The organism is Hyphococcus sp., assembly GCF_965267305.1.
Taxonomy (GTDB): Bacteria; Pseudomonadota; Alphaproteobacteria; order Caulobacterales; family Parvularculaceae; genus Hyphococcus.
Map to the genome: position 1 here is coordinate 2,579,858 of NZ_OZ253945.1, position 25,025 is coordinate 2,604,882.

The 25,025-nt window shown below is 61.2% G+C and carries 27 protein-coding genes; 4 read left to right on the plus strand and 23 right to left on the minus strand.

What is annotated here, in order from left to right:
- Positions 1–2: 2 nt before the first annotated feature.
- From truB to rimP, 10 genes are all read right to left on the minus strand, one after another.
- Positions 3–938, minus strand: coding sequence for a tRNA pseudouridine(55) synthase TruB (gene truB / locus ACQY5P_RS12210; RefSeq protein ID WP_428407145.1), 936 nt, complete (start codon positions 936–938; stop codon positions 3–5).
- A 91-nt stretch (positions 939–1,029) separates the two neighbouring features.
- Complete coding sequence (locus tag ACQY5P_RS12215) at positions 1,030–2,094, minus strand: hypothetical protein (RefSeq protein WP_428407146.1); 1,065 nt, start codon at positions 2,092–2,094, stop codon at positions 1,030–1,032.
- Positions 2,095–2,115: 21 nt separating this feature from the next.
- Positions 2,116–3,180, minus strand: coding sequence for a glycosyltransferase 61 family protein (locus tag ACQY5P_RS12220; RefSeq protein WP_428407147.1), 1,065 nt, complete (start codon positions 3,178–3,180; stop codon positions 2,116–2,118).
- An 83-nt stretch (positions 3,181–3,263) separates the two neighbouring features.
- The gene (gene rbfA / locus ACQY5P_RS12225; protein WP_428407148.1) at positions 3,264–3,653 is read right to left on the minus strand and encodes a 30S ribosome-binding factor RbfA; all 390 of its coding nucleotides are present in this window, start codon (positions 3,651–3,653) and stop codon (positions 3,264–3,266) included.
- A gap of 122 nt (positions 3,654–3,775) precedes the next feature.
- Positions 3,776–4,666 carry a hypothetical protein gene (locus ACQY5P_RS12230; RefSeq protein WP_428407149.1) on the minus strand — a complete coding sequence of 297 codons (891 nt, stop codon included), beginning with the start codon at positions 4,664–4,666 and terminating at the stop codon, positions 3,776–3,778.
- Between the two features lie 124 nt (positions 4,667–4,790).
- Positions 4,791–5,297, minus strand: a complete 507-nt coding sequence (locus tag ACQY5P_RS12235) for a GNAT family N-acetyltransferase (RefSeq protein WP_428407150.1) — start codon at positions 5,295–5,297, stop codon at positions 4,791–4,793.
- Between the two features lie 24 nt (positions 5,298–5,321).
- Positions 5,322–7,946, minus strand: a complete 2,625-nt coding sequence (infB, locus tag ACQY5P_RS12240) for a translation initiation factor IF-2 (protein ID WP_428407151.1) — start codon at positions 7,944–7,946, stop codon at positions 5,322–5,324.
- 120 nt (positions 7,947–8,066) lie between these two features.
- Positions 8,067–8,678, minus strand: a complete 612-nt coding sequence (locus ACQY5P_RS12245) for an RNA-binding protein (RefSeq protein ID WP_428410657.1) — start codon at positions 8,676–8,678, stop codon at positions 8,067–8,069.
- Entirely contained in the window at positions 8,662–10,278 is a 1,617-nt protein-coding gene (gene nusA / locus ACQY5P_RS12250) for a transcription termination factor NusA (protein ID WP_428407152.1), read from the minus strand. The genes ACQY5P_RS12245 and nusA overlap by 17 nt, the downstream gene beginning before the upstream one ends.
- Positions 10,275–10,811: a ribosome maturation factor RimP gene (gene rimP, locus ACQY5P_RS12255; RefSeq protein ID WP_428407153.1), complete on the minus strand. Its 537-nt coding sequence runs from the start codon at positions 10,809–10,811 to the stop codon at positions 10,275–10,277. Before rimP ends, nusA begins: the two co-directional genes overlap by 4 nt.
- 210 nt (positions 10,812–11,021) lie before the next feature.
- On the opposite strand from rimP, the gene ACQY5P_RS12260 reads away from it, so the two are divergent.
- From ACQY5P_RS12260 to ACQY5P_RS12270, 3 genes are all read left to right on the plus strand, one after another.
- Positions 11,022–11,978: a glycosyltransferase family 2 protein gene (locus ACQY5P_RS12260; RefSeq protein ID WP_428407154.1), complete on the plus strand. Its 957-nt coding sequence runs from the start codon at positions 11,022–11,024 to the stop codon at positions 11,976–11,978.
- Positions 11,979–11,998: 20 nt separating this feature from the next.
- Positions 11,999–12,718: a hypothetical protein gene (locus ACQY5P_RS12265; protein WP_428407155.1), complete on the plus strand. Its 720-nt coding sequence runs from the start codon at positions 11,999–12,001 to the stop codon at positions 12,716–12,718.
- A 106-nt stretch (positions 12,719–12,824) separates the two neighbouring features.
- The gene (locus tag ACQY5P_RS12270) at positions 12,825–13,319 is read left to right on the plus strand and encodes a DUF2937 family protein (RefSeq protein ID WP_428407156.1); all 495 of its coding nucleotides are present in this window, start codon (positions 12,825–12,827) and stop codon (positions 13,317–13,319) included.
- Positions 13,320–13,325: 6 nt separating this feature from the next.
- Here the strand turns inward: ACQY5P_RS12270 and ACQY5P_RS12275 are convergent, their stop codons facing one another.
- The 8 genes from ACQY5P_RS12275 to ACQY5P_RS12310 all read right to left on the minus strand — a co-directional run bounded on the left by ACQY5P_RS12275 (position 13,326) and on the right by ACQY5P_RS12310 (position 19,232).
- The gene (locus ACQY5P_RS12275) at positions 13,326–14,129 is read right to left on the minus strand and encodes a 2OG-Fe(II) oxygenase (protein ID WP_428407157.1); all 804 of its coding nucleotides are present in this window, start codon (positions 14,127–14,129) and stop codon (positions 13,326–13,328) included.
- A gap of 69 nt (positions 14,130–14,198) precedes the next feature.
- Positions 14,199–15,035, minus strand: coding sequence for a tRNA 2-thiocytidine(32) synthetase TtcA (gene ttcA, locus ACQY5P_RS12280; RefSeq protein ID WP_428410658.1), 837 nt, complete (start codon positions 15,033–15,035; stop codon positions 14,199–14,201).
- Between the two features lie 105 nt (positions 15,036–15,140).
- A complete protein-coding gene (locus ACQY5P_RS12285) occupies positions 15,141–15,524 on the minus strand; it encodes a PilZ domain-containing protein (protein WP_428407158.1) in 384 nt (127 codons plus the stop codon).
- Positions 15,525–15,759: 235 nt separating this feature from the next.
- Positions 15,760–16,122 carry a PilZ domain-containing protein gene (locus ACQY5P_RS12290; protein WP_428407159.1) on the minus strand — a complete coding sequence of 121 codons (363 nt, stop codon included), beginning with the start codon at positions 16,120–16,122 and terminating at the stop codon, positions 15,760–15,762.
- 110 nt (positions 16,123–16,232) lie between these two features.
- A complete protein-coding gene (locus ACQY5P_RS12295; protein ID WP_428407160.1) occupies positions 16,233–17,525 on the minus strand; it encodes an alpha/beta hydrolase family protein in 1,293 nt (430 codons plus the stop codon).
- A 71-nt stretch (positions 17,526–17,596) separates the two neighbouring features.
- A complete protein-coding gene (trmB, locus tag ACQY5P_RS12300; RefSeq protein WP_428407161.1) occupies positions 17,597–18,277 on the minus strand; it encodes a tRNA (guanosine(46)-N7)-methyltransferase TrmB in 681 nt (226 codons plus the stop codon).
- Between the two features lie 34 nt (positions 18,278–18,311).
- Positions 18,312–18,665: a DMT family protein gene (locus ACQY5P_RS12305; RefSeq protein WP_428407162.1), complete on the minus strand. Its 354-nt coding sequence runs from the start codon at positions 18,663–18,665 to the stop codon at positions 18,312–18,314.
- A 60-nt stretch (positions 18,666–18,725) separates the two neighbouring features.
- Positions 18,726–19,232: a hypothetical protein gene (locus ACQY5P_RS12310; RefSeq protein WP_428407163.1), complete on the minus strand. Its 507-nt coding sequence runs from the start codon at positions 19,230–19,232 to the stop codon at positions 18,726–18,728.
- A 171-nt stretch (positions 19,233–19,403) separates the two neighbouring features.
- Between ACQY5P_RS12310 and ACQY5P_RS12315 the strand changes: the two genes are divergently transcribed.
- Entirely contained in the window at positions 19,404–20,147 is a 744-nt protein-coding gene (locus ACQY5P_RS12315) for a class I SAM-dependent methyltransferase (RefSeq protein ID WP_428407164.1), read from the plus strand.
- On the opposite strand, the gene metK is transcribed toward ACQY5P_RS12315, so the two are convergent.
- From metK to ybeY, 5 genes are all read right to left on the minus strand, one after another.
- A complete protein-coding gene (gene metK / locus ACQY5P_RS12320) occupies positions 20,144–21,364 on the minus strand; it encodes a methionine adenosyltransferase (protein WP_428407165.1) in 1,221 nt (406 codons plus the stop codon). The genes ACQY5P_RS12315 and metK overlap by 4 nt on opposite strands.
- Positions 21,365–21,487: 123 nt before the next feature.
- Entirely contained in the window at positions 21,488–21,946 is a 459-nt protein-coding gene (locus tag ACQY5P_RS12325; protein ID WP_428407166.1) for a helix-turn-helix domain-containing protein, read from the minus strand.
- Between the two features lie 98 nt (positions 21,947–22,044).
- Positions 22,045–23,652 carry an apolipoprotein N-acyltransferase gene (gene lnt, locus ACQY5P_RS12330; protein ID WP_428407167.1) on the minus strand — a complete coding sequence of 536 codons (1,608 nt, stop codon included), beginning with the start codon at positions 23,650–23,652 and terminating at the stop codon, positions 22,045–22,047.
- A 5-nt stretch (positions 23,653–23,657) separates the two neighbouring features.
- Entirely contained in the window at positions 23,658–24,554 is an 897-nt protein-coding gene (locus tag ACQY5P_RS12335) for a hemolysin family protein (protein WP_428407168.1), read from the minus strand.
- Positions 24,555–24,567: 13 nt separating this feature from the next.
- Positions 24,568–25,023, minus strand: a complete 456-nt coding sequence (gene ybeY, locus ACQY5P_RS12340) for an rRNA maturation RNase YbeY (RefSeq protein WP_428407169.1) — start codon at positions 25,021–25,023, stop codon at positions 24,568–24,570.
- Between the last annotated feature and the right edge of the window lie 2 nt (positions 25,024–25,025).

Sequence of the window (25,025 nt, forward strand, 5' to 3'; positions counted from 1 at the left end):
GTTCAGGCGTTAAAAACGCGGCTCGGTTTCAATTTGAGGCCATCGAGCTCGCAGATCGCCACCGCATCGTCATGGAGAACGGCGAGAACGCCTTCGATAACGCCCGCCGTTTCTCCGCGCACGCCCTTCGCCGTCGCCGGCGAAATCACCGCTGGCTGCCCGCGGCGCAGTTTATCCGCCTCCGGACCGTCGATCGCCGCCTGCGGCATCGACGACAGCGCATGGGTGATGGGAAGCAGCGCCGCATCTCGCTCTTCCACCGACGCCATCGCTTCGAGATCCGCAAGCGTGATGCCGTCTTCGGCGCGCAACGGCCCGACGGCGAGACGCCGTAATTCGGCGACATAGCCTTCCGTCCCGAGCGCCCGCGCCATGTCGCGCACCAGCGCGCGCACATAGGCGCCCTTGCCGGTCTTCGCCTCAAAGACGGTTTCGTCCGGCGACCGCATTTCGACGATCTGCAAATCGTATATCGTCACCTGCCGGGGTTCGAGCTTCACTTCCTCGCCGTCCCGGGCGATGTCATAAGCGCGCTCGCCGCCGACCTTGATCGCAGAAAATTGCGGCGGGACCTGTTCGATCTCGCCCATGAAACGCCCCAGCGCCGCCTCGATTTCCTCACGCGATGGGCGCTTGTCCGACGTCGCAATCACGTCGCCTTCCGCATCGTCGGTGGTTCTCGCCTCCCCCCAGCGCGCCGTGAACCGGTAATGTTTTTCGGCATCCATCACATAGCCGGAGGTTTTGGTCGCCTCACCAAACGCAATCGGCAAGACGCCGGTCGCCAGCGGGTCGAGCGTGCCGGCATGGCCGGCCTTTTGCGCCTGAAACAGCCATTTCGCTTTCGAGACCGCTTCGGTTGAACCGAAATCATAGGCTTTGTCGATAATCAGCCAGCCGGAAACCGGCCGGCCTTTTTTATTGCGCCGTCTGCCCATTCTCTGGGGTCCTGTTCTTCGTCAATATCGTTAGCAAAACGCGCCTCATGCGCCGGATCGGACGGCGGCGAGGCTTTCAATCCGGGTTCAATCAGGTTGCCGCGCTCGCGTCAAGCGGGGCGTCGAGCGCTCGCGCAAACATTTGTCTCACATGCGCCTCTCCGAGGTCGCCTCGGATGATTGTATAGTCATGAACGCCCGCAGCGTCCGACAACATCAAAAAAGCATTGTTCCACCAGGAATCGGCGACGATCTCGAAAATGCGGCGCGCCGGCCAGCCCACGGCATTATAAAAAGCCGATCCATGGTCGAAGATCAGCGTCTCGGCGTCGCCTGCCGCCGCCGCATAATCCTCTCGGGATGCGCTATGCGTGCGAATGACGCGCCCGCCCCGGCTCTTCACGATGTCTTCCACAAGGAGGCTCGGATAAACTCGCTCCGCAACATCGGAACGCTCGCCATATCGCGACAGGTAGACGATCCCTCCGGGCCGCGCGGGCGCGCCAGCCTCGCCGAAAAATTTCTTTAAAAGACGAGCCTCATCTTCTGTGAAATGCACAAAGAATTTCTGCTGGCGGAGAATGCGGGCTCTTGCGATGCGCAAGGGGCGGTCAATGCAGCGCCACTCAACACCAAGCCGGTCAAGGTCGCGCGCCGCAAAAGGTTTTGCCGCAACGCCGGCCGGCAGAAGAAGCGTCGCGGAAAGCGGCAAGTCGCGCAGGACCGGCACGAGATATTCAGAGACCCAATCCCCGTAAGTGTCATTATGCGCGCATTGGATTATGACCGCTTCAGATAGACTTTCCTCGGCCCGCCGGTTTTCGGCAAGCATGCGCAATCCCGGCTGTCCGGCGCTGTACCGCTCCTCGAAACATCCCCCGCGCCATACGCCGCCTTTCGGCGTGACGACGATGTCCGCCGCTTCTTCGTAAAGAGGGCGGGGAAGACGGAACTTCATTCGCCCCTGCTCGTGGGCGCCATTAGATATTTGCACCGGGGCATCGCCCTTGAACGGAAGGGTCTTTACGAAGGCGATCTCGGTTTCCGCTGCAGGCATCGGCCGGTATCGCCCCGCCGCCGCAAAGCCGCGCCGCCATATGCTGGACACATCGCTGCGAATGTCGGCGGCGCGCGCAGGCCCCGAAAACGTCGACAAGCGTGTTTTCGATAAACCGCATCAGCCCCCTAACGGCCGGTCAAGGGCGCATTCAACCCTTTTCAGAACATCATTCACATCGCCACGGTCGCTGCAAATGATCGTGTAGTCCTTTACGCCAATAGAATCGGCGAAAAAAAGAAACGCGTTCACCCACCAATCATCAGAAACGAATTCGATTGCACGACGCGGATTCCAGTAGACCATATTATAAGCGGCCGAACCATGATCATATAGAATCGTTTCGGCGTCATGGGCTGCGGTCAGATAATCTTCAAGCGCCGCCTTCGCGGTGCGCAGAACGCGGCCTCCTCTCGCTTTGACTAAGTCTTCAATGGCCTCGCTCGGATAAGAGCGTTCGGCGATCTCGGAAACCTCTCCGTGCCGGGAAAGATAAAGAACTGAACCAGGGCGCGGCGTGGGCGGCGAAGCTTTGAGCAACCGACGAAGCGAATGAACATCTTCTTCCCGCCAATAGCGGATTACACGCCGCTGGCGCGCCACAAAAGCTTTATGTACGAGAACGGGCTCTTCGGCAAATTGAAACTCAATGTCAAAGCGCGCAGCGTCACGCTTTACATAAGCTCGCGTCCCTAAATCTTTCGGCAGAAGCACTGGCGCACGGATATTATCAATGCGGGCCAGCGGCGCGAGATACTCCGAAAACCAGTCGCCAAAAGTTTCGGAATGCTCTGCCTGTAATATATAAGCTTCAGCAAGCTCTCGAGCCGGTTTCACCGGACCGGCAAGCATCCGCAGGCCGGGCCTGCAGGCGCTATATCGTTCGTACAAACGTCCATCGACCCAGCTGGCCCCGTTAGGCGTGAACACAAGCTCGTTGACTTCCTCCACCAGCGGCCTTGGCTCAACAAAAAGCAAGCGCCTTTGATGGTGGTGGGCCCCCGCCTTAACCGGAATGTCGCCATGGAAGGCCACGGCATCGCCCGGTTCGCAACTACTCTCGGCGCCGCTTAACGGGACGTAGCGGCCGGCTGCGGCAAACAACCCGCGCCAGAGGCTGCTCAGCGCGTTGCGCGCGCCAGCAGCAGGGACCTTGAAGCGGGCATGTGCAAAAAAGTCTTTCATGGGGCGTTAAACTTATCTTCAGCATGCAGAAAATCCGCACCGCAGCAGTTTATCTCCAATTTCTAAAGAAACCGATCTTTTCTTCAGTCATCGAGATCGCGCGCGACGTCGGGGCGGGCGAGAAGCCGGTCGATTTTTTCAGCTTCTGCAAAGGTCTCGTCGGTAAGGAACGTCAGCGCCGGCGTGAACTTCATCTGGATTTTCTTGCCGAGCAGCCCTCTCAGATAGGGCGCAGAGCGGTTCAGCGCGGCAATGACGCCGGCTTCGTCTCCGCCGCCTAGCGGGCTCGCAAAGACTTTTGCCTGTTTGAGATCCGGAGACACCCGCACCTCGCTAACCGTCACCGAAACGCCAGAAAGCGCAGGCTCGCGCAATTGCTCGCGCTGGAGGATTTCAACCAAGGCATGGCGAATGAGTTCGCCGGCGCGAAGCTGGCGCTGGGACGGACCTTTTTGACTGGAAAAGCGATTCATGGCGGGAAAATAGGCCCATGGGGCGCAGAGAAAAAGCCCCCTTTACAAACAAATTTTCGAACGAAGCTTCGCCGGTCTGCTTAACCATGCGCCTCAAAGCGCCGCGCCCTCGCAAGGAACACTTATCCGCCTACTGACTTCTCCGTCTTTAAAAGGAGCCGCAAGGCGGCCGCGGCGGCGCCCACGGGACGCCCAAGAGCAACATACTGCCCTGGCCGAGAAAGCCGGGTCCACGGATTGCCGGTCTCTATAAATGTCGCCAAAAGCCCGCGATCCATTAGGCCATCCGTCTTCAGCTGTTTTGCGAGCACATGCAGCACGGTCGTGTCGCGCTCAGCGAACTGAAGCGAAAAACCATGAAATACATGCGGTCGGTTTGCGGCGTAGGATTTCATCGTGATTTGCGCGTTGAAACTGGAGGCGAGCCACGTCACCGGCAGCGCGGCGCGCTCAACCGCCAGCCAGAAGGCGAGCTGGTCGAAATAAACGCCGCCGGCGGCCGCCTCCTCCCACAAGGCTAACGCGTCTTTAAACATCGCATGCACGCGCGGCGTATCGCGCAGGCCCAGCACCCCGGAGTTGAAACGCTTGGCCGGCAGGGTCCAGTCCTTTTCGCCGACAAGCGCCTGTATGGGCGGCAGGGGCTCGCCGATATCGCGGACAGCCGAGAAGTCGCCCGAATGTCGGGCTAGCGGCGTGAGGTCGCGTGCAATTAGCGTGTCGCAGTCGAGATAAACGAAATCGCCCTCAACAAGCCCCCTGCAGGTCAGCTTCAGGCGGCGGCTGCGCTCCAGGCCGGAGCCCTGCGCAAAAGCTTCGCAGATCCAGTTGTCGGCGATCGAGTCCAAAAATTTTATCGCGGGCGACTGCAGATCGCGCGTGGCCGTATCAGAAAGAATGGTGATCCGCGCGCCAGGCGTCGTTTCGCGCAGCGTAGCGGCGGACACAGACGCCATTTCGGCGAACATATCCTTTTCAGACGCAACCAGCACATAGACGAAATGAGGCGCCATCAAGGTTTTTTTAACTCCCGCCAGCCCGATGAGGCGCTGAGAATAGAGGACGCGCCATATGAGCCAAAGCGCTAAATTATTAATCTATAATAAGGGGCGAACAGGGCTTCAGGTAACCCTGACTTTAGTCCTGCCACGGCCGAATATCCGTATCAACAAGGCCCATAATCAAGCTGTCGCGCACGCCGATATGGGTCTTCCAGTTGGCGCGCAGAAGACCTTCGCGCCGGAAGCCCAGCCGTTCGAAAAGACGGATTGAGGCCACGTTCTCATCATCGATGTCAGCGAAAATCCGTCTGGCGCCCAATCGGCCGAACCCGAGCTCGATCACCTCGATCAGCGCCTTCGCCGCAAGGCCGCGCCCCTGCGCGGTCGGGCAAAGCATGATGCCGATCTCCCAGACATCGCGGCCGCGCGGAATCAGCGTCGCCCGGCCCAGGGCCTCGCCGTCTTCAGCCTCGACGATAGCCCAAGTAGTTTCTTCGGCGCCCTCATTCCATTCCCTCAGCATGCTGACGGTCTCTTTAACGGAGCGATTTGCGGGCCCCGCGAGATAGGTGCAGCACTCTTCGTCGCCGAAGATCGCATGCAGCGCCGAGCCGTCGCGGTCAGGGTCGAGTGGGCGAAGCATTTTTTTTTGCACCCAGACGAAGCGTTAGAGCGTCCGCGTCACCTTCTCAACGGAGAAGCATTCGATGACATCGCCGGGGCGCATGTCTTCGTAATTGGCGAAGCTCATGCCGCATTCCTGACCCGCAGGGACCTCGTTGACATCGTCCTTGAAGCGTTTGAGCTGCGAGAGTTCGCCTTCATGGATGACGACGTTGTCGCGTATGAGACGGACTTTGGCGCCGCGCGCCACTTTGCCTTCGGTGACCCGGCAGCCGGCGACCTTGCCATGCTTGGAAATCGAGAAGACTTCGAGAATCTCGGCGTTGCCAAGAAATGTTTCCCTGAGCTCCGGATCGAGCATGCCCGACAAGGTCGCTTTAATATCGTCGATGAGATTGTAGATCACCGAATAATAGCGGATCTCGACTTTCGAACGCTCGGCCTCGTCGCGCGCCTGCTTGTTGGCGCGGACGTTGAAGCCAATGACCGGCGCATTCGAGGCTTCGGCGAGAATAACATCGCTTTCGGAAATGCCGCCGACGCCCGTATGCAGAACCCGCACGCGCACTTCATCGGTGTTGAGCTTTTCAAGCGAGCCGACAATCGCTTCGATGGAGCCCTGGACATCGCCCTTGATGACGATGGGAAGCTCCTTGATTTCCGAATCCTGAAGCTGCGCCATCATCTGCTCGAGCGAGGTGCCCGACGACTTGGCCGCCGCTTTTTCGCGGCGCTGGCGCTGACGGAATTCGGCGATCTCGCGGGCGCGTGCTTCCGAGTCAACGACGTTGAACGTGTCGCCCGGCTCCGGCACGCCGTTGAGGCCAAGAACCTCTACCGGATAGGCGGGACCGGCTTCATTGACGGTCTGGCCCTTGTCGTCGGTCATAGCGCGCACCTTGCCCCACTCGGCGCCGACGACAATGATGTCGCCGCGCTTCAAGGAGCCGCGCTCAACGAGGAAGGTCGCGACAGGGCCGCGGCCCTTGTCGAGGCGCGCCTCGACGACAGCGCCGTCCGCCGGACGGTCCGGATTGGCTTTGAGGTCAAGAAGCTCCGCCTGCAGAAGAATCGCTTCCTGAAGGCCGTCGAGATTCATTTTCTTCAGCGCCGAGACTTCAACGTCCTGAACCTCGCCGCCCATGCTCTCGACCTGTATCTCATGCTGGAGCAGGTCGGTCCTGACCTTCTGCGGATTGGCGTCCGGCTTGTCGACCTTGTTGATGGCGACGATGATCGGCACGCCCGCCGCTTTCGCGTGACTGATCGCTTCTTCGGTCTGCGGCATGATGGAATCGTCCGCCGCAACGACAAGCACAATGATGTCGGTCACTTTCGCGCCGCGCGCGCGCATCTGCGTAAAGGCCGCGTGGCCAGGCGTGTCGAGGAAGGTGATCTTGCGATCGTCGCCGAGATCCACCTGATAAGCGCCGATATGCTGGGTGATGCCGCCGGCTTCGCCTGCGACCACATCGGTCTGGCGCATGGCGTCGAGCAGCGACGTCTTGCCGTGGTCAACGTGCCCCATGATGGTCACGACCGGCGGACGCGGCTTCAATTGATCTTCAGTGTCCGCAGCGCCGCCGAGGCCTTCTTCAACGTCGGCTTCGGCGACCCGTTTCACGGAGTGACCGAGATCCTCTGCGACGAGCTGGGCGGTGTCGGCGTCAAGAACGGCGTTGGCCGTCACCATCTGTCCCTGCTTCATCAGTTCTTTCACGAGATCGACGGCGCGCATGGACATGCGCGCGGCGAGCTCCTGCACGGTAATCGTTTCCGGAATGACGACGTCGCGAACGACGCGGTCGCCGCCGCGCTGCTGGCGCGCGAGCTTCTCGCGCTCGCGGGCGCGCTTCACCGAGGCGAGCGAGCGCTGGCGCTCTTCATCGTCGAGCGCGTTCGCAATCGTCAGCTTGCCGGAACGCCGGCGCGGCGCTTCCTTGGCCTTGCCCGCCTCGCGGCGATCGTCGCCAGCGCCCTTGCGTTTGGTTTTAAGGCGTCCGCCCAGCTGGGCGAGCGGATTGTCCGGCTCCGCGTCCGGCGCCGCCGGCGTTTCGACATCCTCACGCCCCTTGGCGCGAGCGTCGGCTTTCGCGGCGTTGCGCTTCTTGCGCTCGCGTTCTTCTTCCTCAAGCGCTTCTCGCGCGGCTTCTTCGGCCTTGCGGCGCTCATCGGCCTCACGGGCGCGTTTTTCTTCTTCGATGGCCTGACGGCGGCGCTCTTCTTCCAGGCGCGCGCGTTCTTCGGCTTCGCGCGCTTCGCGTTCGGCGCGTTCGGCGGCGTCGCGTTTGTCGCGCTCGGCCTTTTCCTTACGGGCGGTCGCAAGCGCCGCGGCCCGCGCCTGTTTTTCGTCGTCGGAAAGCGTGCGAAGGACGGCGCCCTTCTTCCTGTCTTCAGCCTCTTTGGCCGCGGCGGCCGCTCTTGCGGCTGCGGCCTTGTCGTCGGCAGGTTTTTTCGCCGACTTCTTCTCAGGCGCTTCCTTGGCCTCAGACGTCTCCGGCGCCTCGCCGCCTTTTTTCGGCGAGAGAACACGGCGCTTTTTCGTCTCAACAACAACCGTCTTCGAGCGGCCGTGGGAGAAGCTTTGCTTCACGGCGCCCGTCTCTGTCCGGCGCAGCGTCAACGGCCGGCGCGGTTTGCTGGTTTCAGTTTCGACGTCGTCGCTCATCCAATCTCCAAATGCGCTTTACTCAAAGCGCCTTCTCTGCGGCGGCCCCCGCAGGAAACCGCCATCGACATACAGCCCCGAAGGGCCGGGGTCCACAGCGAACCCCTCACTCACGCGGCTTTATGCGCCGCTACGAAATAACATCAGGCGCCGCGCCTCCTTGAGGAAACGCTGCGCCGCCGGTCCTTTGCGGATCGCCGCGTGAACCGTCGGCTCGTCCCGGCCAAGCGCCGCGGCAAGCTCCGCCTCCGCAAACGCCTCGACCACCGGCACGTCGCCCGCGAGGGCTTTCAGCTTTCGCCGCCCGTCCTCGCCGCCATCGGCAGCGTTGACGAGAACGCCGGCCGCGCCTTCCGCCAGCATGGCGCGGGCTTTTTCAAACCCGACAGCCGCGTCGCCGGTTCGCCGCGCGAGGCCAAGCGCCGACAAGGCCTGCTTTGCAAGCCCCGCATCAATGCGGGCCGCCAGATCGTCGGGCGCCTTGACGCCGCTCTTGAACGACCGCGCGAAGGCGCCTTTTTTTAACGCCGTTTCCAGCGCTGGCCTCGAAGGCGTCAGCCAGGCGCCGCGGCCGGGCAGTTTGCCCGTAAAATCCGGCGCCAGTTCGCCCTCGGGCGACAGGACGAATCGAAGACCTTCCTCAGGCGTGAGCGCGGCGCCAGTCGCCACGCACCGCCGCTCGGGAAGGCGCCGCGCAGAAGCGGCCTTCGCTGTTTCAAGCGCTGGCGTCAGCCGTCTCCTCCTCGCCTGCTTCTTCCGCCGCCTTCATGGCGTCGAGATCTTCCTGCGTCACCCAGCCGGCTTTCAGCCGCGCGCGCATGATGAGGTCTTCCGCCTCTTCGGACGTAATCTTGTAGACCTCAAGCATGCCGTCGTAATGCTTGCGCTCGCCATCGACGCGCTCTGTCCAGCCGGTCAGGTCGTCAGTGGCGCAGCCTGCGAGATCCTCGACGGATTTCACGTCGTTCTCGCCCAGCGTGACAATCATTTTGAGATCGAGACCGTCCATTTCAAGGAGGTCGTCAGCGACGCCAAGCTCTTTGCGCTTTTCATCGAGCTTTTTGTTTTCCGCCTCGATGAAATCCTTGGCGCGGGCCTGAAGCTCCTCGGCGGTCTCCTCGTCGAGACCGTCAATATCCATGAGCTCCTCGACCTCCACATAGGCGATCTCTTCGATCTTGGAGAAGCCTTCGGAAACGAGAAGACCCGCCATCATGTCATCGACATCAAGGCCGGTCATGAAGAGTTCGGAGCGCACGCGGAATTCCTCCTGGCGCTTCGCGCTTTCCTCTTCCTCGGTCATGATGTCGATCTCGTAGCCGGTGAGCTGCGAGGCGAGGCGCACATTCTGGCCGCGGCGGCCGATCGCGAGCGACAATTGCTCGTCCGGCACCACGACTTCGATGCGCTGCAGGTCTTCGTCGAGCACGACTTTGGTGACTTCCGCAGGCGCGAGCGCGTTGACCACGAAGGTCGCGTCATTCTCGTTCCACGGCACGATGTCGATTTTCTCGCCGCCGAGCTCGTTCACAACCGCCTGCACGCGCGAGCCTCTCATGCCGACGCAGGCGCCGACCGGATCGATGCCGGGATCGTTGGAGAACACGCCGATCTTGGCGCGGCTGCCGGGGTCGCGGGCGACCGCTTTGATCTCGATGACGCCGTCATAGACTTCCGGCACTTCCTGTTCGAAAAGCTTCGCCATGAATTGCGGATGGGAGCGCGACAGGAAGATCTGCGGGCCGCGCGTTTCGCGGCGCACATCCATGATGTAGGCGCGCACGCGGTCGCCATTGCGGTAGTTCTCACGCGGCAATTGCTGGTCGCGGCGGATAATCGCTTCGGCCTTGCCGAGATCAACGATCACATGGCCGTATTCCACGCGCTTGATGATGCCGTTGATGATCTCGCCAAGGCGGTCCTTGAAGTCTTCATACTGACGGTCGCGTTCGGCTTCGCGCACTTTCTGCGTGATGACTTGCTTGGCGCCCATGGCCGCCTGACGGCCAAAATCGATGGGCGGCAGCGGTTCGGACATGAAGTCGCCTATTTCCGCTTCCGGGTTGCGGTGCCGAGCTTCTTCAAGCGTCGTCTGAGTCTGGTCGTTTTCAACCTCTTCAACCACTTCGAGAAGGCGCCACAGCTTGGTCTCGCCGGTTTTCGGATTGATCTCGGCTTTCACCAGCGTTTCATGGCCGTAACGGGTGCGCGCCGCACGGGCGAGCGCATCTTCCATAGCCTCGATGACAAGCGACTTGTCGATGGATTTTTCGCGCGCGACCGCATCGGCGATCTGGATCAGCTCCAGCTTGTTGGCGCTGACGGCGTTCATTGAGAGGTCTCCATCTCATCTTCTCCTGTGGTTTGGCGGGCTTTCTTGTCCGCCTTCATGGTCTCTTTGATAAGCTCGTCTGTGAGGACGAGCTGGGCGCTCCCGATCCATTCCATCGGAAAGAGCGCAGTTTCTTCTTCGCCCTCGATATCGAAGGCGACCTTGCCGTCGTCGACGCCCGCGAGAACGCCCTTGAAGCGCTTGCGGCCTTCGACAAGGCGGTTGAGTTCGAGCTTCGCCGTCCAGCCCTGCCAGTCGTCGAAGTCTTTCAGTTTCACTAGCGGCCGGTCGATGCCGGGCGAGGAAACTTCGAGATTGTAATGCCCCTCAATAGGGTCCGCCTCTTCCAGCACCGGCGACAGGGCGCGGGAAAGCTTGGCGCAATCCTCCGCGCTCATGGTCCGGTCCGGACGCTCGGCCATCACTTGCAGCGTCTTGGTCTGGCCGCCCGTGACCCGCACGCGCACAAGCTCAAACCCCGCGGCGTTGGCGACGGGTTCAATGAGGGCGACAAGGCGGTCTTCCAGCAGCAATATACGTCCTTTTGGAACGAAAAAGCGGGCCCCGCGGGGCCCGCTTATCAAAAACTCGATAGCGTTTGACGGCGTATATAGGCCCCGAAAAGGCTTTTGTCAGCCCCCGAAGGCCTGAAATTCGCATGGAAAGGCCCAGGAAGGCTTACGTTAAGGGCGGTTTTCTATAAACCGCGGAAAACACGGCGGATTGCCGCTCTAAAGGTAAATATGGCCCTCTCGCCGCTCAATGTCATCATCCTCAATTACGGCACGCCCGACCTCGCCATTGCGAGCGCCGAAAGCGTCCAGCCGCAGATAGAAGCGATTGGCGGGCGCCTCATCCTCGTCGACAACGCCTCGCCGGACAATTCCGCGGAAAAGCTGAGCGCCTGGGCCGCGTCGAAGCCCGGCGCACCGCTGGAAATCATTCTCTCGCCGGTCAATGGCGGCTTCGCCGCCGGCAACAACCTCGGGATCAAGGCGGGAGAAGCGGCGTTCTACCTCCTCTTGAATTCCGACACGCTTGTCGAGCCTGGCGCGCTTGCAGCGCTTCTTGGCGCCATGAAAGAACGGCCGAAGCTTGGCCTCGCCGGGCCGCTCATCCTTGACGAAGCGGGCGCCATCGCCGTCAGCCGGTTCAGAAAACGCACGCCCTTCAGCGAATTCGTCGAGGCCACGGGACTAGACATCTTCTACAACCGGTTTCGCGAGCATGTGGTCCCGATCTTTGAAGACGAAGCCGATGCGCCCGACTGGATCAGCTTCGCCTGCGTCATGATCCGAAAAGACGTGATCGAGGAGGTCGGCCTCCTCGACGAAGGCTACTTCATGTATTTCGAGGACAGCGCCTATGGCCTCAAAGCCGCTCATAAGGGCTGGCGCGGGGCACGCATCGACGCTGCGCGGGTCAGGCATTTCGAAGCGAAGTCGTCGGGCGTCGAGGACGCCGCCGCTGAACACAAGCGCCTGCCGCGCTATTATTACGCTGCGCGGGCGCGTTATTTCATCGATCATTACGGGCGCGCCGGATTTGTCGCCGCCAATCTTTTCTGGCTCGCCGGACGCGCGGTGAACTACGCGCGCATCCTGACGCTCAAAGCCCCGAAGAAAACCGCAAAAGGCCGCGCCCGCGACATCTGGAGCGGTCCCGACTTCACACCGCCCGGCATGGTTAAGAAGTCCTAAACAAAAGGCGCCGTTCTTGAATGCCCGTTCGTCCGACTGGGGACGAACAGGTCATGACCAACAGGCTGTCAAAACAGGGCGTTCTGGCGCTCATTATCTATTTTCTCATGATTACGGCGGTTTCGACGCCGATCGCCTTCTATGCCGGCAAGGCGCGCGGGGCGGACAAAGCGCGCCCGAACGCCGCCGCCGGCGCCAGCCTGTCGCAAAATGAGACAGATGCTGGTAACGCCGGGCCTCCCATCTCGCTCGCCTTGGCGCCGGAAATGAACGCCGCCGGCGCATCGGGATCCGCTGGCAGCAGCGCGCCCGGCTTGCGCATCGGTCCGAGAGCGCCATCCCGGAAACCCGCAGCCTTGCGCGACGCGGTCATGCGCGCCATCGCCGGCGGGCCGTCGCCGACGGAAGCGCCCGAGGGCGCCGAACCGCTCCCGGCGCCTTTCAGCCTCGCCATGGCGCCGGACCTTGCCGCCGGCCTTCTCGGCGGAACGGCGAACGGGCCAGTGGGCTATCCGGGCGCCATCATCCCTGGCTTTCTCTCCAGCCCAAGCGCGCCGCCGCCGCAAAATCCAGGTCCGGGCCCGGGCCCTGATAATCCAACGCCTCCAGACCCGGGCGGCCCTGGCGGAGAAACGCCAGAAGTCCCGCCCGTCATCGTGACCCCCGTTCCGGCGGCGCTTCCGCTGCTCATCACCGGCTTCGCCGCACTCTTCGCCGTGCGCAAACGCGCTCGCGCCTGAAAACCCCCACAATTCCAGCACTTTCGGCGCCCCGCCCCTTTCTATGGATTTTCCCAGCCCGATGCGCCAAGATCGCGCGGGGTTACGTTGTCGGAGGGGATGCGACGTGGGACGTTTTCTTGCTTTGCTGTTCGGAATTGCAGGCGCGCTGATCGGCAGCCAGGGACCGGGCTTTACCTTGCAATATATGCAGAACCTGCAGGGGCGCATTGATGAGCTTCGCCCCATCGTTGAGGAATTCGACGCCAATATTGCGCAATATGGATATGACCGCGAGCGCGCCATCGTCGAGTGCCAGTCCGCCGAAGGCCTGCTCGATGCTCTGTGTACGGCCTATGTCTCGGCGGTTGAGCGCTACGAACTTCTGACCGCGCATATGGCGGAGCTGGAAGCGGCAAGCGATCTTGTGCGTCCGCTCGTCCTCGCCAAGACCCAAATCGAGGATGTCACGCTTTCCGTCTACGACCAGTTCAAGCCGGCGGTCCCAGCGACCACTGACGGCCTCATCTATGCGGGCGGCGGCTTCGCGGTGCTCTGGGGCGGCGCAAGCTTCCTCTTCGGACTGCTCGGCGCCATGACCGGCGGACGGCGTTACGCGTAACGCGCCCTAGTTTCGGCGGCTCTCGATCCAGTCGGTGACGATGGGCGGCGTCAGGCGTTTCACAAAGCGCCGCGCCTTGTCCTTGGCGCTCGCCTCGCCCGGCCGGTACTGGAAGAGGGTCATATGCGCGTCCGAGACTTCGCCTTCGGGCCGGCCATTGGTGTAGTAATACATGGCGATGGACCGCCGGACGCGCCCGTCCGGCGCCGTCACCGGCTGAGGGTTGCCGTGAAAACTCTTGTCTGTCGTATTGAAGATGACGCAGCGATTGAACAGCGGCGCATAGCGTTTGACGCAATGCTTCATGGATGTGTCCCAGAGTTCGATATTGCCGCCCCATTCCTCTTCCCAGTCCTTGTTGAGATAAAGAAGAAGGTTGATGCGCCGGTCGAGTCGCATATGCTTCTGGAAATTGAAGTCGGCGTGAACGCCCAGAAACCCGCCCTGACGCAGCTGGTGAAGGCCCCCGCCCGCAAGAAACGGATCGGGGACGAGCCCTTCGATCCCCGTCAGTTTCTCCAGGAACATGATGACTTCCTGGCCGTTCAGAAACTGGATCAAGGCGCGCGTCTTCGGTCCCATCTGGCGCGTTGAATTGAGGGCGGATTTTTTTTGGTAGCGATCGTCCATGTCGGACCAGCCTTCACGGTCGGCGGCCTCGACCTCTGCAAGCACGCCTTCAAGAACCTCGCGATGAACGAAATTGTCGATCTTCGTATGAGGAAAGGGATCGGCGCCGTCATAGGCCTCGCGGTTCGCCGCCGCAAAGGCGTCAAGGCGCTCCAGATCCGCTTCCATGCCGTTATTCATCGTAAACTTCCTGTTACGTTGCGGCGCGCAAAGTCCCGCACTTTTGCAGCCTTTGGAGCAATATTCATGCTATCGCGCGGTTTCTTCGTCTTTTTCAAGCCCGGCGAAATCCCAAACTTTCTCATCGGCGAGATGGGATAGCCGCACATTCTGCAGCGCCCGGAACATCACCTCGCGCCGGCCAGGGCGGCGGCGCTCCCACTCGTCCAGCATTTCCTTCATCGCCTCGCGCTGAAGTCCTTCCTGGGAGCCGCAGAGATTGCAGGGGATGATGGGAAACTGCATCGCGGCGGCGAATTTTTCGATATCGGCCTCGGCGCAGAGGATCAGCGGACGCAAAACGTAAAGATCGCCCTCATCGTTAACGAGCCGCGGCGGCATCGCCGCCATGCGTCCGCCATGGAAAAGATTCATCATGAAGGTCTCAAGCGCGTCATCGCGGTGATGGCCGAGGACGATGGCGTCGCATCCTTCCTCCCGCGCAACGCGGTAAAGAATGCCGCGCCGGAGCCGCGAGCATAAAGAGCAATAGGTTTTATTCTCCGGCAGCTTTTCCGTAACGATGGAATAGGTGTCTTCACTGACGATGCGATAATCGACGCCGAGGCTTTTCAGATAGTCGGGCAGGATGTGTTTCGGAAAACCCGGCTGGCCCTGATCGAGATTGCAGGCGACAAGATCGGCCTTTAACGCGCCTTGCCATTTGAGATCCAGAAGCGCGGCAAGCAGCGTATAGCTGTCCTTGCCGCCGGAAAGACAGATCAGCCATTTCTGCGGGCTTCCATCGGCGCGGGCGCCATCCATGCCGTAACGCCGGACCGCCTCTTGCGTCTGGCGTAGCAGGCGCTTTCTGAGCTTCTTGAACGAGACCGAAGACGGCGCATGGGCGTAAGCCGCAGGCAGCATTCCCGCGCCCGCGCCTTCGTCTTTCTCATCCTCAAAAACCGGACCGTCGGCCATGAAAAACGCGTCCCTCTGGACCCGCGTTTCAACACGAAGCGGCAAGACTTGTCACGCTGAAAAATCGGCCTCTTGATTTTCGGCGGCCGCGGGTGCGTGATCCGCAATTGAGTGCGATCCGAAAATCTCGGCGAGTGTTTTATCGAGGCGGCGCTTCACGCCTTCGTCGACATCGAACTTTACCGCATAACAAACGCCGTTAAAGCGGCGGGCGACGATGCCCGGCAGGCGGCCGACGCCGCGAATGTGGAATTGATAAGCCGCCCCGATTTCCAGAGGCACATAGGCCCTGAACGCAGCGCCACCCCGCGAGACGTTCATCATCACCCCATGGGAATAACGCTCGGAACCGCGGACAATGTCCACGGGCGCTGAGTATTCGAAGCGAAAGCTTTTACGGACTGGCGTTGCGCCTGTTTCTTGTTTTTCATTCATGGCGTACTCTCCACAATACGCCATTCTATAGACGAGAGAAGAAAATTCCGCGGTAAGCTCGGAGACTCATTTAAATAGATTTTTCGCTGTATTTTTCTTTTCTGGAAAATCCGTTCCGGATGTCGGGACGCCGCAAGCCGCGAGCAAAAAAAGCCGCGGGAGCGAGACCGCGGATTTTAAGTCATGTTGCGAGTGACGGGGGGACGCGTCTGTAGCGGCGCCCTTCTCTTCTTGATCAAAAAGCGCGGATGCGCGGACGGGCGGGCGACATCGAGGAGATATCGATCTTGCCGTCGATCATTTCCATGATAATCCTGTCGATCTGGCGTTTTTCCGTGTCGCTATTCTCAAACCTGACGCCATAGCTGCGGCCGTCGAAGCGGCGCACCACAACGCCTTTCCATGAGCCTATTCCGCGAATATGGAGTTTGTAGGCGCGCCCCATATCGAGCGGCGTCAGGCAACGGATCGCAGCGCCGTCTCTCGAAAGGTTTAAAAGCGTGCCGAAGGCGTGGCGCTTAACGCCATCCATCACGTCAACCGAAGCCGTCAGCGAAAAGCGGAAACTTTTCCGGTTGTCTTCGTCGTCAACAGACATTCTCCCCGCCTCTCAAAAGCCTCCCCCGAGGCGGAAAGCAATTTGCACCTCAAAGGTGAAAAACAGGGTCAACACCGGAATAATTTTTGACTTTTCGCGGCAAGACTTTCTTAGGAATCGGGCGCCGGGGAGCGGATATGCGCGTCGAGAAATTCAAGAAAGGCAGGCCAGTCTTCCTTGACGACCCCATGCGTTCCTGGCCGGAGCCAAAAAGCGAGATCGGCGCCGGGACGCCATTGATCGAGGCGGGTTTGCGATAGCCCGTCCGACCCCATGAGTTCATAGACGGGATCGGCGCCCATGGCCGCCCGGAACGCCCCGTTGGGATCGGACCACACGTCGCGGCGTGCATTGCCGAGGAGGATCGGGCGCGGCGCGATGAGCGCCAGCAGCATGTGCTGGTCGATGCTCATTTCGTCTTCACGTCCGGCATAATGCGCATAGCTTTGCGCAAACCAGTGCGGATAGGTCTTGGTGATTGCGCGAACGCTTTCGCCTTTCTTTTCGCGGTTAAGCGAAGCGCCGCCCGTGCCCGATTGATGCGCGATCACGGCGGCGACGCGGTCATCCCAGGCGGCGGCGACCAGCGCCGCCTTGCCGTAGCGCGAATGGCCCCAGGTTATAAAGCCGTTGGGGTCTATGCGCGGATCGCTTTCAAGGGCGTCGATCGCGCGCGAGAACAGCCAGCCCCAGGCGGCGACGGCGCCCCAGCGGGTTTCGTCATCACTGTAGCCTTGTGAAAGACGGCGCAATTCGGCGAGACCTTCCCGCCGCTCGTCGGGCGCCGACGTCGGATAAAGCACGACGACGCCGTAGCCGCGCGCAAGGATCATTTCGAAGGGCGGCGTGCAGATATAGCGCCCGAAGACATAGGTCATGACGCCGCCTAGAGGCCCGCCCATATCCTGTGCATCCTCAGGCCGCCAGACGGCAGGATCGGGAACAACCTCCCATGAGGGGCAGAACGTCTCCATGATGATGATGGGGACCGGCCCGACGGCGGCAGCGGGCAGAACGACCTCTAGGAGAAAACCGTCCTGGCCCGGAAAAGGCTTCGTCTCGACCGCGTGATCGCCGAACTTCGCGGTCGCCGACAACGTCCATTCCTCGAGCACGCCGAGCCCGTTGAAGGCTTTTTCGTTCAGCACGCGTTTACGGATAAGGCGCGTCGACGAAGCGTCGGGAAATGTTCCGTAGACTTCCTTTTCTAACGCCTCTTGCAGTAAGGGAATGCGTTCGCGCCAGTCCGCTGCAGACCTGACTGGGGGATCGCGCTGAAATTCCTCCAGCACGTCCGGAGACGCAGCCGGTCCGGCAGGATTTAAATCCGCCCAGGCAAGGGTCGCTTTCGCGCAGCCGGCTGGCAGCGCCAACGCAAGGAGCAGAAACAGCAAACGAGACATGGACTTCATCATGGCTCGTATTTGCTGTCGCATCGCTGGGCGCGGCAAGTCAAAATCCCGTAAAACGGTTTTTATTTGCGGCGAAAGACCAGATAGGCGGGCGTGCGCCCTTCGCGCAGAGACTTCGCCTCATAACGGGTCTGGGGCCAGTCATCGGGGCGGTTTTTCCAGTCCGCGGCGCGCTCCGCCGTCCATTCGAATTGCGGCGCGTTTTGCGCGTGCATCAACGTCCAGCGGATATAATCGCGGATATCCGAGGCGATCCGAAGCTCTCCTCCCGGCTTCAACAGACGCGCCGCCTCTGCAAAAAACCATGGGGAGATCATCCGCCGCTTGAAGTGACGTTTCTTGGGCCAGGGATCGGGGTGCAAGACATAAAGGCGCGTCAGCGACGCGTCAGGCAGCGCTTCCAGCAAGGGCCGCGCATCGCCGTGATGGATGCGCACATTCTGAAGCTCCGCCTCATCGACCAGGCCCAAAAGCTTGCCGACGCCATTGTTGAAAGGCTCGGCGCCGATATAGCCGTTTTGGGGATGGCGCGCCGCTTGCCAGGCGAGATGCTCGCCACCCCCGAAACCGACCTCGAGATGAATTTCCTCCGCCAGCGGAAAAAGCGCCGCCGGATCGATCGGACCCTCCATGGGGACGGAAATCCGGGGCAGCAATGTTTCCATGAGCCTCTGCTGGCGCCGCTTTAGGGGCTTGTCCTGCTGGCGGCCGTAAAGCCGGGGGATGTATTTCTCGTCGCTCATGCGGGCGCGTGATTAGCGCTCCGGCGCGCCGGCCTCAACCCTTATAAAATACAAGCGCAGCGCCGGCGGCGATCAGCGCAAAACCGCCAAGCTGGCGCAGGGTCAAGGGTTCGTTGAGATAAAGCACGGAAAAGCCTGCAAACACGACAAGCGTAATCACTTCCTGCATGGTTTTGAGCTCAGCCGCGGAATAAACGCTATGGCCGATCCGGTTCGCGGGCACAGCGAGGCAATATTCGAAAAAAGCGATGGCCCAGCTTGCGACGATGACGAGGATCAGCGGCGCGGCCTTGAATTTCAGGTGCCCATACCAGGCGAAGGTCATGAAGACATTCGACAGGGAGAGCAAAATCACCGGCGCCGCGTAAATCCAGACAGTCGATTGCATGTGAAACCGCCTTGCAAAAAGGCGGGTTATAGCGCCGCGCGCGCAAGTCGTAATCGGTGTTTAATCGGATTTTTCTACAATGCGCATAAACCGGTTCTGGTTGAACTGACGCCAGCCGTCCTTCGTCTTGATCCAGTCGGTGACTTCGATTTCACCGGACGGCAAAAGCTGATAGCGGGTGCGGCCCTGTTTGGCGCCTTCTACGCCCCAAAGGGCGACCAGCGCATCGCCGTCACGCTCGGCGCGGATGGGATGAAGGTCGCCTGAATTGTCGGCCCAGTAGGCGGAAAGCGTCTCGCCCTCGCCAAGCTGGTAATGAGCAACGCCTTCAAAGGTGAAAGACGCGCCGTCCTCACGCGTCACCGCGACTCTGTAATCGAGGCGGTAAAACTTGTCCTTTAGCGCCTGCGCCCAGACCATGGCGCTTTCCGCCGCCCCGCCGAAAGCCGGTCCGTCCGACCGCCACTCGCCTTCAAGTTGCGCAAGAAGCGCAGAAGGGCTCGCCGCGGCGGCGGGCTGCAAGAGACAAGACAATGTTCCGATAAGGGTGAATAGTGTGCGGGTCATGAACCCCTCCCGATAATGGCTGCGGTAATAGACGGCTATGACGGCCCTCAATCGACGTTTGACGGCGGATCAGTCCATCCCGGCATGTGGATAAAAATATATTCCGGAGACGAATTGAATTTTTCATTCACTGTTCCATATTTTCAACACTGCGGTGAGGAGTTCCCCCCTTTGACGAGTCGTGAGGCCACCAGCTATCTGCCGCTGCGCGAGACTGTCGATCACCGCATCCGCCGAAAATCCGTTTCCGACTGGGCTCATATCTTGGCCTTTGGCGCGATCGGCTGGCCCTGGCTCTTGCGCAGCCTTTCCGGCGGCTCCGCCGAGCGCCGCGCGGCAATTCTTGAGAAGCTTGGCCTTCCGCACGACGCCCTCCCCAATCTGGGCAGCTGGAAAGCGGACGCGGCCTTCCTGGATCTCATCGCGGCGTCAATCCTGGAACGCAGGCCCGAAACCGTTGTGGAGTTCGGCATGGGGGCGACGACATTGGTCGCCGCGCGTGCGCTGGCCATGAATGGCGGGGGGCGGCTCATCAGTTTCGATCAGCATGAGGAATATGTGGCGTCGGTGCGCGACTGGCTCGGCGAATATGGGCTAGAAGCCGATCTCCGTCACGCGCCTCTAATCTCCACATCGAAAGACTGGCCGGGGCGCTGGTATCTTCATGGCTCGCTGCCCGACCGGATCGATTTGCTGATCGTTGACGGGCCGCCCTGGGCGGTTCATCCGTTCGTACGCGGCGCCGCCGACAGCGTCTTCGAGCGCATACCGTCAGGCGGCGTGATTTTGATGGATGACGGCGCGCGTCCGGGAGAACGCATCATCGCCCGACGCTGGCGCAAACGCTGGCCCGACTTTGACTTTCATCTCGACAAAGCCGGAACCAAGGGAACGCTGATCGGCGTTCGGCGCTAGACCGCTTTTTTCAGCGCGTCGACGAGGTCGGTCTTCTCCCAGGAGAAACCGCCCTCAGAGTCAGGCTCACGGCCGAAATGGCCGTAAGCGGCGGTGCGCGCATAAACCGGCTTGTTGAGATCGAGCGAGCGTCGAATGCCCGAGGGGGAGAGGTCCATGACCTCGCCAAGGGCGCGCTCCAGCACTTCCTCGTCGACCTTGCCGGTGCCGTGCAGATCCACATAGATCGACAGGGGCTGGGCGACGCCGATGGCGTAGGAAAGCTGGATGGTGCAGCGGTCAGCGAGATCGGCCGCCACCACGTTCTTGGCCAGATAGCGCGCCGCATAGGCGGCTGACCGGTCGACCTTGGTCGTGTCTTTGCCGGAGAAGGCGCCGCCGCCATGGGGCGCCGCGCCGCCATAGGTGTCGACGATGATCTTGCGGCCGGTGAGGCCGGCGTCGCCGTCGGGCCCGCCGATGACGAATTTGCCGGTGGGGTTTACATGCCATTTACAGTCGGCGGCGATCGGTAGTTCGCCGATTGAGTTGCGAATGTAAGGCTCGACGACTTCGCGAACCTTCGCTGAATTCCAGCTCGGATCGAGATGCTGCGTCGAGAGCACGATGGAGGTCACTTCCACCGCTTCGCCATTGCGATAACGCACGGTCACCTGGCTCTTGGCGTCGGGACCGAGACGGCCCGCATCGCCTTCGCCTGCATGACGCGCAGCGGCGAGGTCTTCAAGAATCTTGTGGCTGTAATAGATCGGCGCCGGCATCAGCGTCGGCGTCTCGCGGCAGGCATAGCCGAACATGATGCCCTGATCGCCTGCGCCTTCGGCATTGGCGTCCGACGCCTTGTCGACGCCTTGCGCGATATCGGCGGACTGGCCATGCAGGAGAACGTCGATATCGGCGGTCTTCCAATGGAAGCCGTCCTGTTCGTAGCCGATCGCCTTGATCGCCTCGCGGGCCGCATTCACGAACGCTTCCGGCTTCACCCCGCCCTTGCCGTCCATCAGCGCCTCCGGCGCGCGGACCTCCCCGGCGATGACGACCTTGTTGGTCGTGGTCAGGGTTTCGCAGGCGACGCGCACGCCCCAGGGATTCATCTCCCCAGCTTGCGCCTCCCGGTAGATCAGATCGACGATTTCATCGGAAATACGGTCGCAAACCTTGTCCGGGTGGCCTTCGGAAACGCTTTCGCTGGTGAAAAGATAGGACTGACGAGCCATAGAATGCTGGACCCCACATATAAGGAAAACTTTATATGAGGGGCTATAGCGAAACCATGACGGTCTGTCCAACCGAAAGCGAAAGCTTTTTCCATAGCATCGGCGGCAATAGCGGAAAAACGCCTAGGAAGCGCCATCGCCTTCGGTTTCGGCGATGGATTTCACCAGATCGAGCACGCGCTTTCGCACTTCAGGATCCTTGATTTCAGAATAATAGCGGCAAAGCTGGACGCCTTCCGGCGAGTTTACCAATTCCATGACGCTTTCGCCCGGATGGTCTTCCGCAAAGCCTTGAGCCGCTTTGGCGCGTCCGGCAAAGCCGTCGTAAAAGAATTGCACGGGCACGTCGAGCAACTCCGAAAGCTCGAACATGCGGCTCGCGCCGATCCGGTTCACGCCTTTTTCGTATTTCTGGATTTGCTGGAAGGTGAGGCCGAGCGACTTGCCGAGCGTTTCCTGGCTCATGCCGAGGATCATGCGGCGGAGCTTCACCCGCGAGCCCACATAAATATCGATGGGATGCGGTCCATCCCGTTTGGACGCGTCTTCAGGCGCCCCTCCCGCTTTCTGCGGTTTCGCCATAGCTCTCCCCGTGCGTGGCTTGAAGGAGCCTTCTGGCTCCATTCTCCCTAACAACCGGAATTATAAACCTCCGGCCGTCAGCGCGCAAAGGTTGCACCCTAGCGCTTGCCGCGGGCAACGAGTTTTTGCTGAAAAGACAGTAATATAAGCGCGGCGGCCAAGACGAAGAACGGCCAGTCCCCCATGCGGTCATATAACGTTCGCGGCAATTTCGGCGGCAACGGCGCCTCGATCTTGCCGGCCTTATAGAGCGGTATGCGTGCGAGAAGGCGGCCCTTGCCGTCGATCAGCGCGGAAATGCCCGTATTCGCCGAGCGCGCCATGGGAAGGCCGCTCTCGACCGATCTCAAGCGCGCCATGTCGAGATGCTGGCGGGGCCCCGAACTGTCGCCGAACCAGGCGTCGTTAGTGACGACGACGAGCCAGTCGGGGCGCTGAGCCCTGGGATAGGAGGCGCCAGGAAAAATCGCCTCGTAACAAATCATCGGCGAGAAGGACGATCCGCCCGCGCTTAAGACCTCTGGCCCAGCGCCCGAATAGAAGCCCCGGTCCTGATAGGGCGTCAGCGCCGCGAGCCCGATGCTTTTGAAGAACGTGTAAAAGGGGAGATACTCGCCAATGGGCACCAGATGATGCTTGTCATAGTGAGCCGTAACGCGGCGCCCGCCTGGGCCTTCCTCGACAATGGCGATGGAATTGTACCAGCGCTCTTCAGCGCTTTCGACGCCCTCGCGTCGCACGGTCCCCGCAATCAGAACGGAATTGTCCGGCAAGTCGCGGCTTAGAACGTCAAGCGCCGATTGCGCCTCTTCGAGCAGCGGCGCGCCGTTCTCTGGCCAGACGATGAACAGCTTCGCGTCAGGCGGGATTGGGCCTCGAGAATGCTCCAATTGGCGCTCGAAATTTTTCGCCCAATAGCTCCATTCGATTTTTTCCCGCTGCGGGATGTTGGGCTGGACGATGCGCACAATTTCGCGCGCGTCGCCTTGCGGTTCCGGCAGCGATAGGCGCGCGGCGCCCGCCGCGTACAGCAAAGCCGTCCCGCCAAGCATCACCAAAAGCCCGGAAAGCGGCTTCGCCTTCCCGCTGGACAGTTCCGCCGCTGGCGCAGCGGCCAGAAAGATAGCGACGAGACTTAATCCGTATGCCCCATACCAGGCCGCGGTCTGCGAGCCCGCTGCACTGCCCGCGAAAACCTGTCCCGTCAGATTCCACGGCAGCCCCGTCAGCACATGCCCGCGGGCATATTCAATGAGCGCAAAGACGGCGGTGAAAAACGCGATCCGCGCCCAGCCGGTTTTCGGGAAGGCGGCGCAGACCGCCGCCGCAGCGCCGGTGAAAAGCGCCAGAAAGGCCGGCATGCCCATCATCGCAAACGGCGCCATCCACGCGAACTGATCCGCCTGCACGAAAAACGAGAGGGCCATCCAGTAAACGCCGGCGAGGAAATAGCCGAAGCCCCAGAACCATCCGGCGATGAACGCGCTGCGGCTTGGGCGCTCGCGCGCGGCGGCGCCGTCGACCAGCAGCACCAGCATCGTAATGCCGACCGCCATCATAGGAAGGAGATAGACCGGCGCGAGCGCCGCGGCGGAGGCAAGCCCTGCTACAAAGGCCATGAGCCAGCGCCGCCAGCCGGTCGCGTCCCGCAGTTTCGCGGCGGCGCCGGTCAGCCATTCCGAAAGCCGGGACAGAACCCTTTGCAAGAAACCTACTCCGCCGCCTTGCCCGGCGCGGCCGCGGCGGAGGGACGGATGCGCAGTTTTCTCACCTTGCGCGCATCGCCTTCGGTCACTTCGAAATCGAACCCGTTGGGCGCGACCAGCACCTCGCCGCGCTGGGGCACACGGCCGGCCAGCGAGACGGCGTAGCCGCCGACCGTGTCGATCTCATCATCCTCCGTATCGAGATGAAGTCCCGTCTCCTCTTCGAAATCGGCGAGCTCCATCCGCGCATCCACTTCCCAGCCGCCGGAGGGGAGCGCCATGATGACGACCTCATCCTCGTCGTCATGCTCGTCATTGATCTCGCCGACGATTTCCTCAACCAGATCCTCAATGGTGACGAGCCCGTCCGTCCCGCCATATTCGTCGATGACAAGCGCCATATGAATGCGCGACGCCTGCATCCTGAGCAGCAGATCCGTCACCCGCATGGAGGGCGGCACATAAAGCACGTCCCGGCGCAGGGCTTTGAGGATCGGGCCGTTCGAAGGCAAGGGTTTGGCGTCGTCAGCGATAAGGCCGATCACGTCCTTGATGTGGACCATGCCCACGGGATCGTCGAGGTCGCCGCGATAGATCGGCATCCGCGAATGACCGGCGTCGGAGAAAAGCCGGATGAGCTCCTGCAAAGGCGTGTCGATATCGACAGCCGCGATGTCGGCGCGGGGCGCCATGACGTCGAAAACTTTTTTCTGATCGAAGGCGACGACCCGCTCGATCATCTCCCGGCGGGCCTGATTGAAGCCGCGGGTTGTTGTGTCGTCGCCATTCTCAATGGCTGCGGCAAGATCTTCGTCGCGGCCAGGCTTTCCAATCATGGAGCGCAAGCGCCCCAGAATACTGTCGCCAAAGCCGTTTTCGTCGCCGCTCTCTTCGCCGTTCATGGGTTTCGTTCGCTCACTTTTCGTCAGAAGGACCATATGGATCGGCAATCCCCATGGCGCCTAAAATCTCGGTTTCGCGCCGCTCCATCACGGCAGCCTCTTCTTCGGTTTCGTGATCATAGCCTATCAGGTGGAGCATGCCATGAATAATGAGATGGGCCGCGTGATCGTGCAATGAAATCCCTTTTTCCGCGGCCTCGCGCGCGCAGGTCTCCCGCGCCAGGGCGATGTCGCCGAGAAACCCCTCCTCCGCGCCGGAAGGGAAGGAAAGGACATTGGTGGGATTGTTCTTGTCCCGGAACCGTTGGTTGAGAGCGGTCATCGCCGCGTCATCGCATAAAAGCAGGGCGATCTCGCGGGCGAGCGCGGGCTCAAACGCCGCCGCATTGGCGACGCAGGACGCGGCCAGCGCCTCGGCCTCGGACAGGGCGTCGGCCCAGCCGTCATCCTCGATTACGAGCTCAATCATCG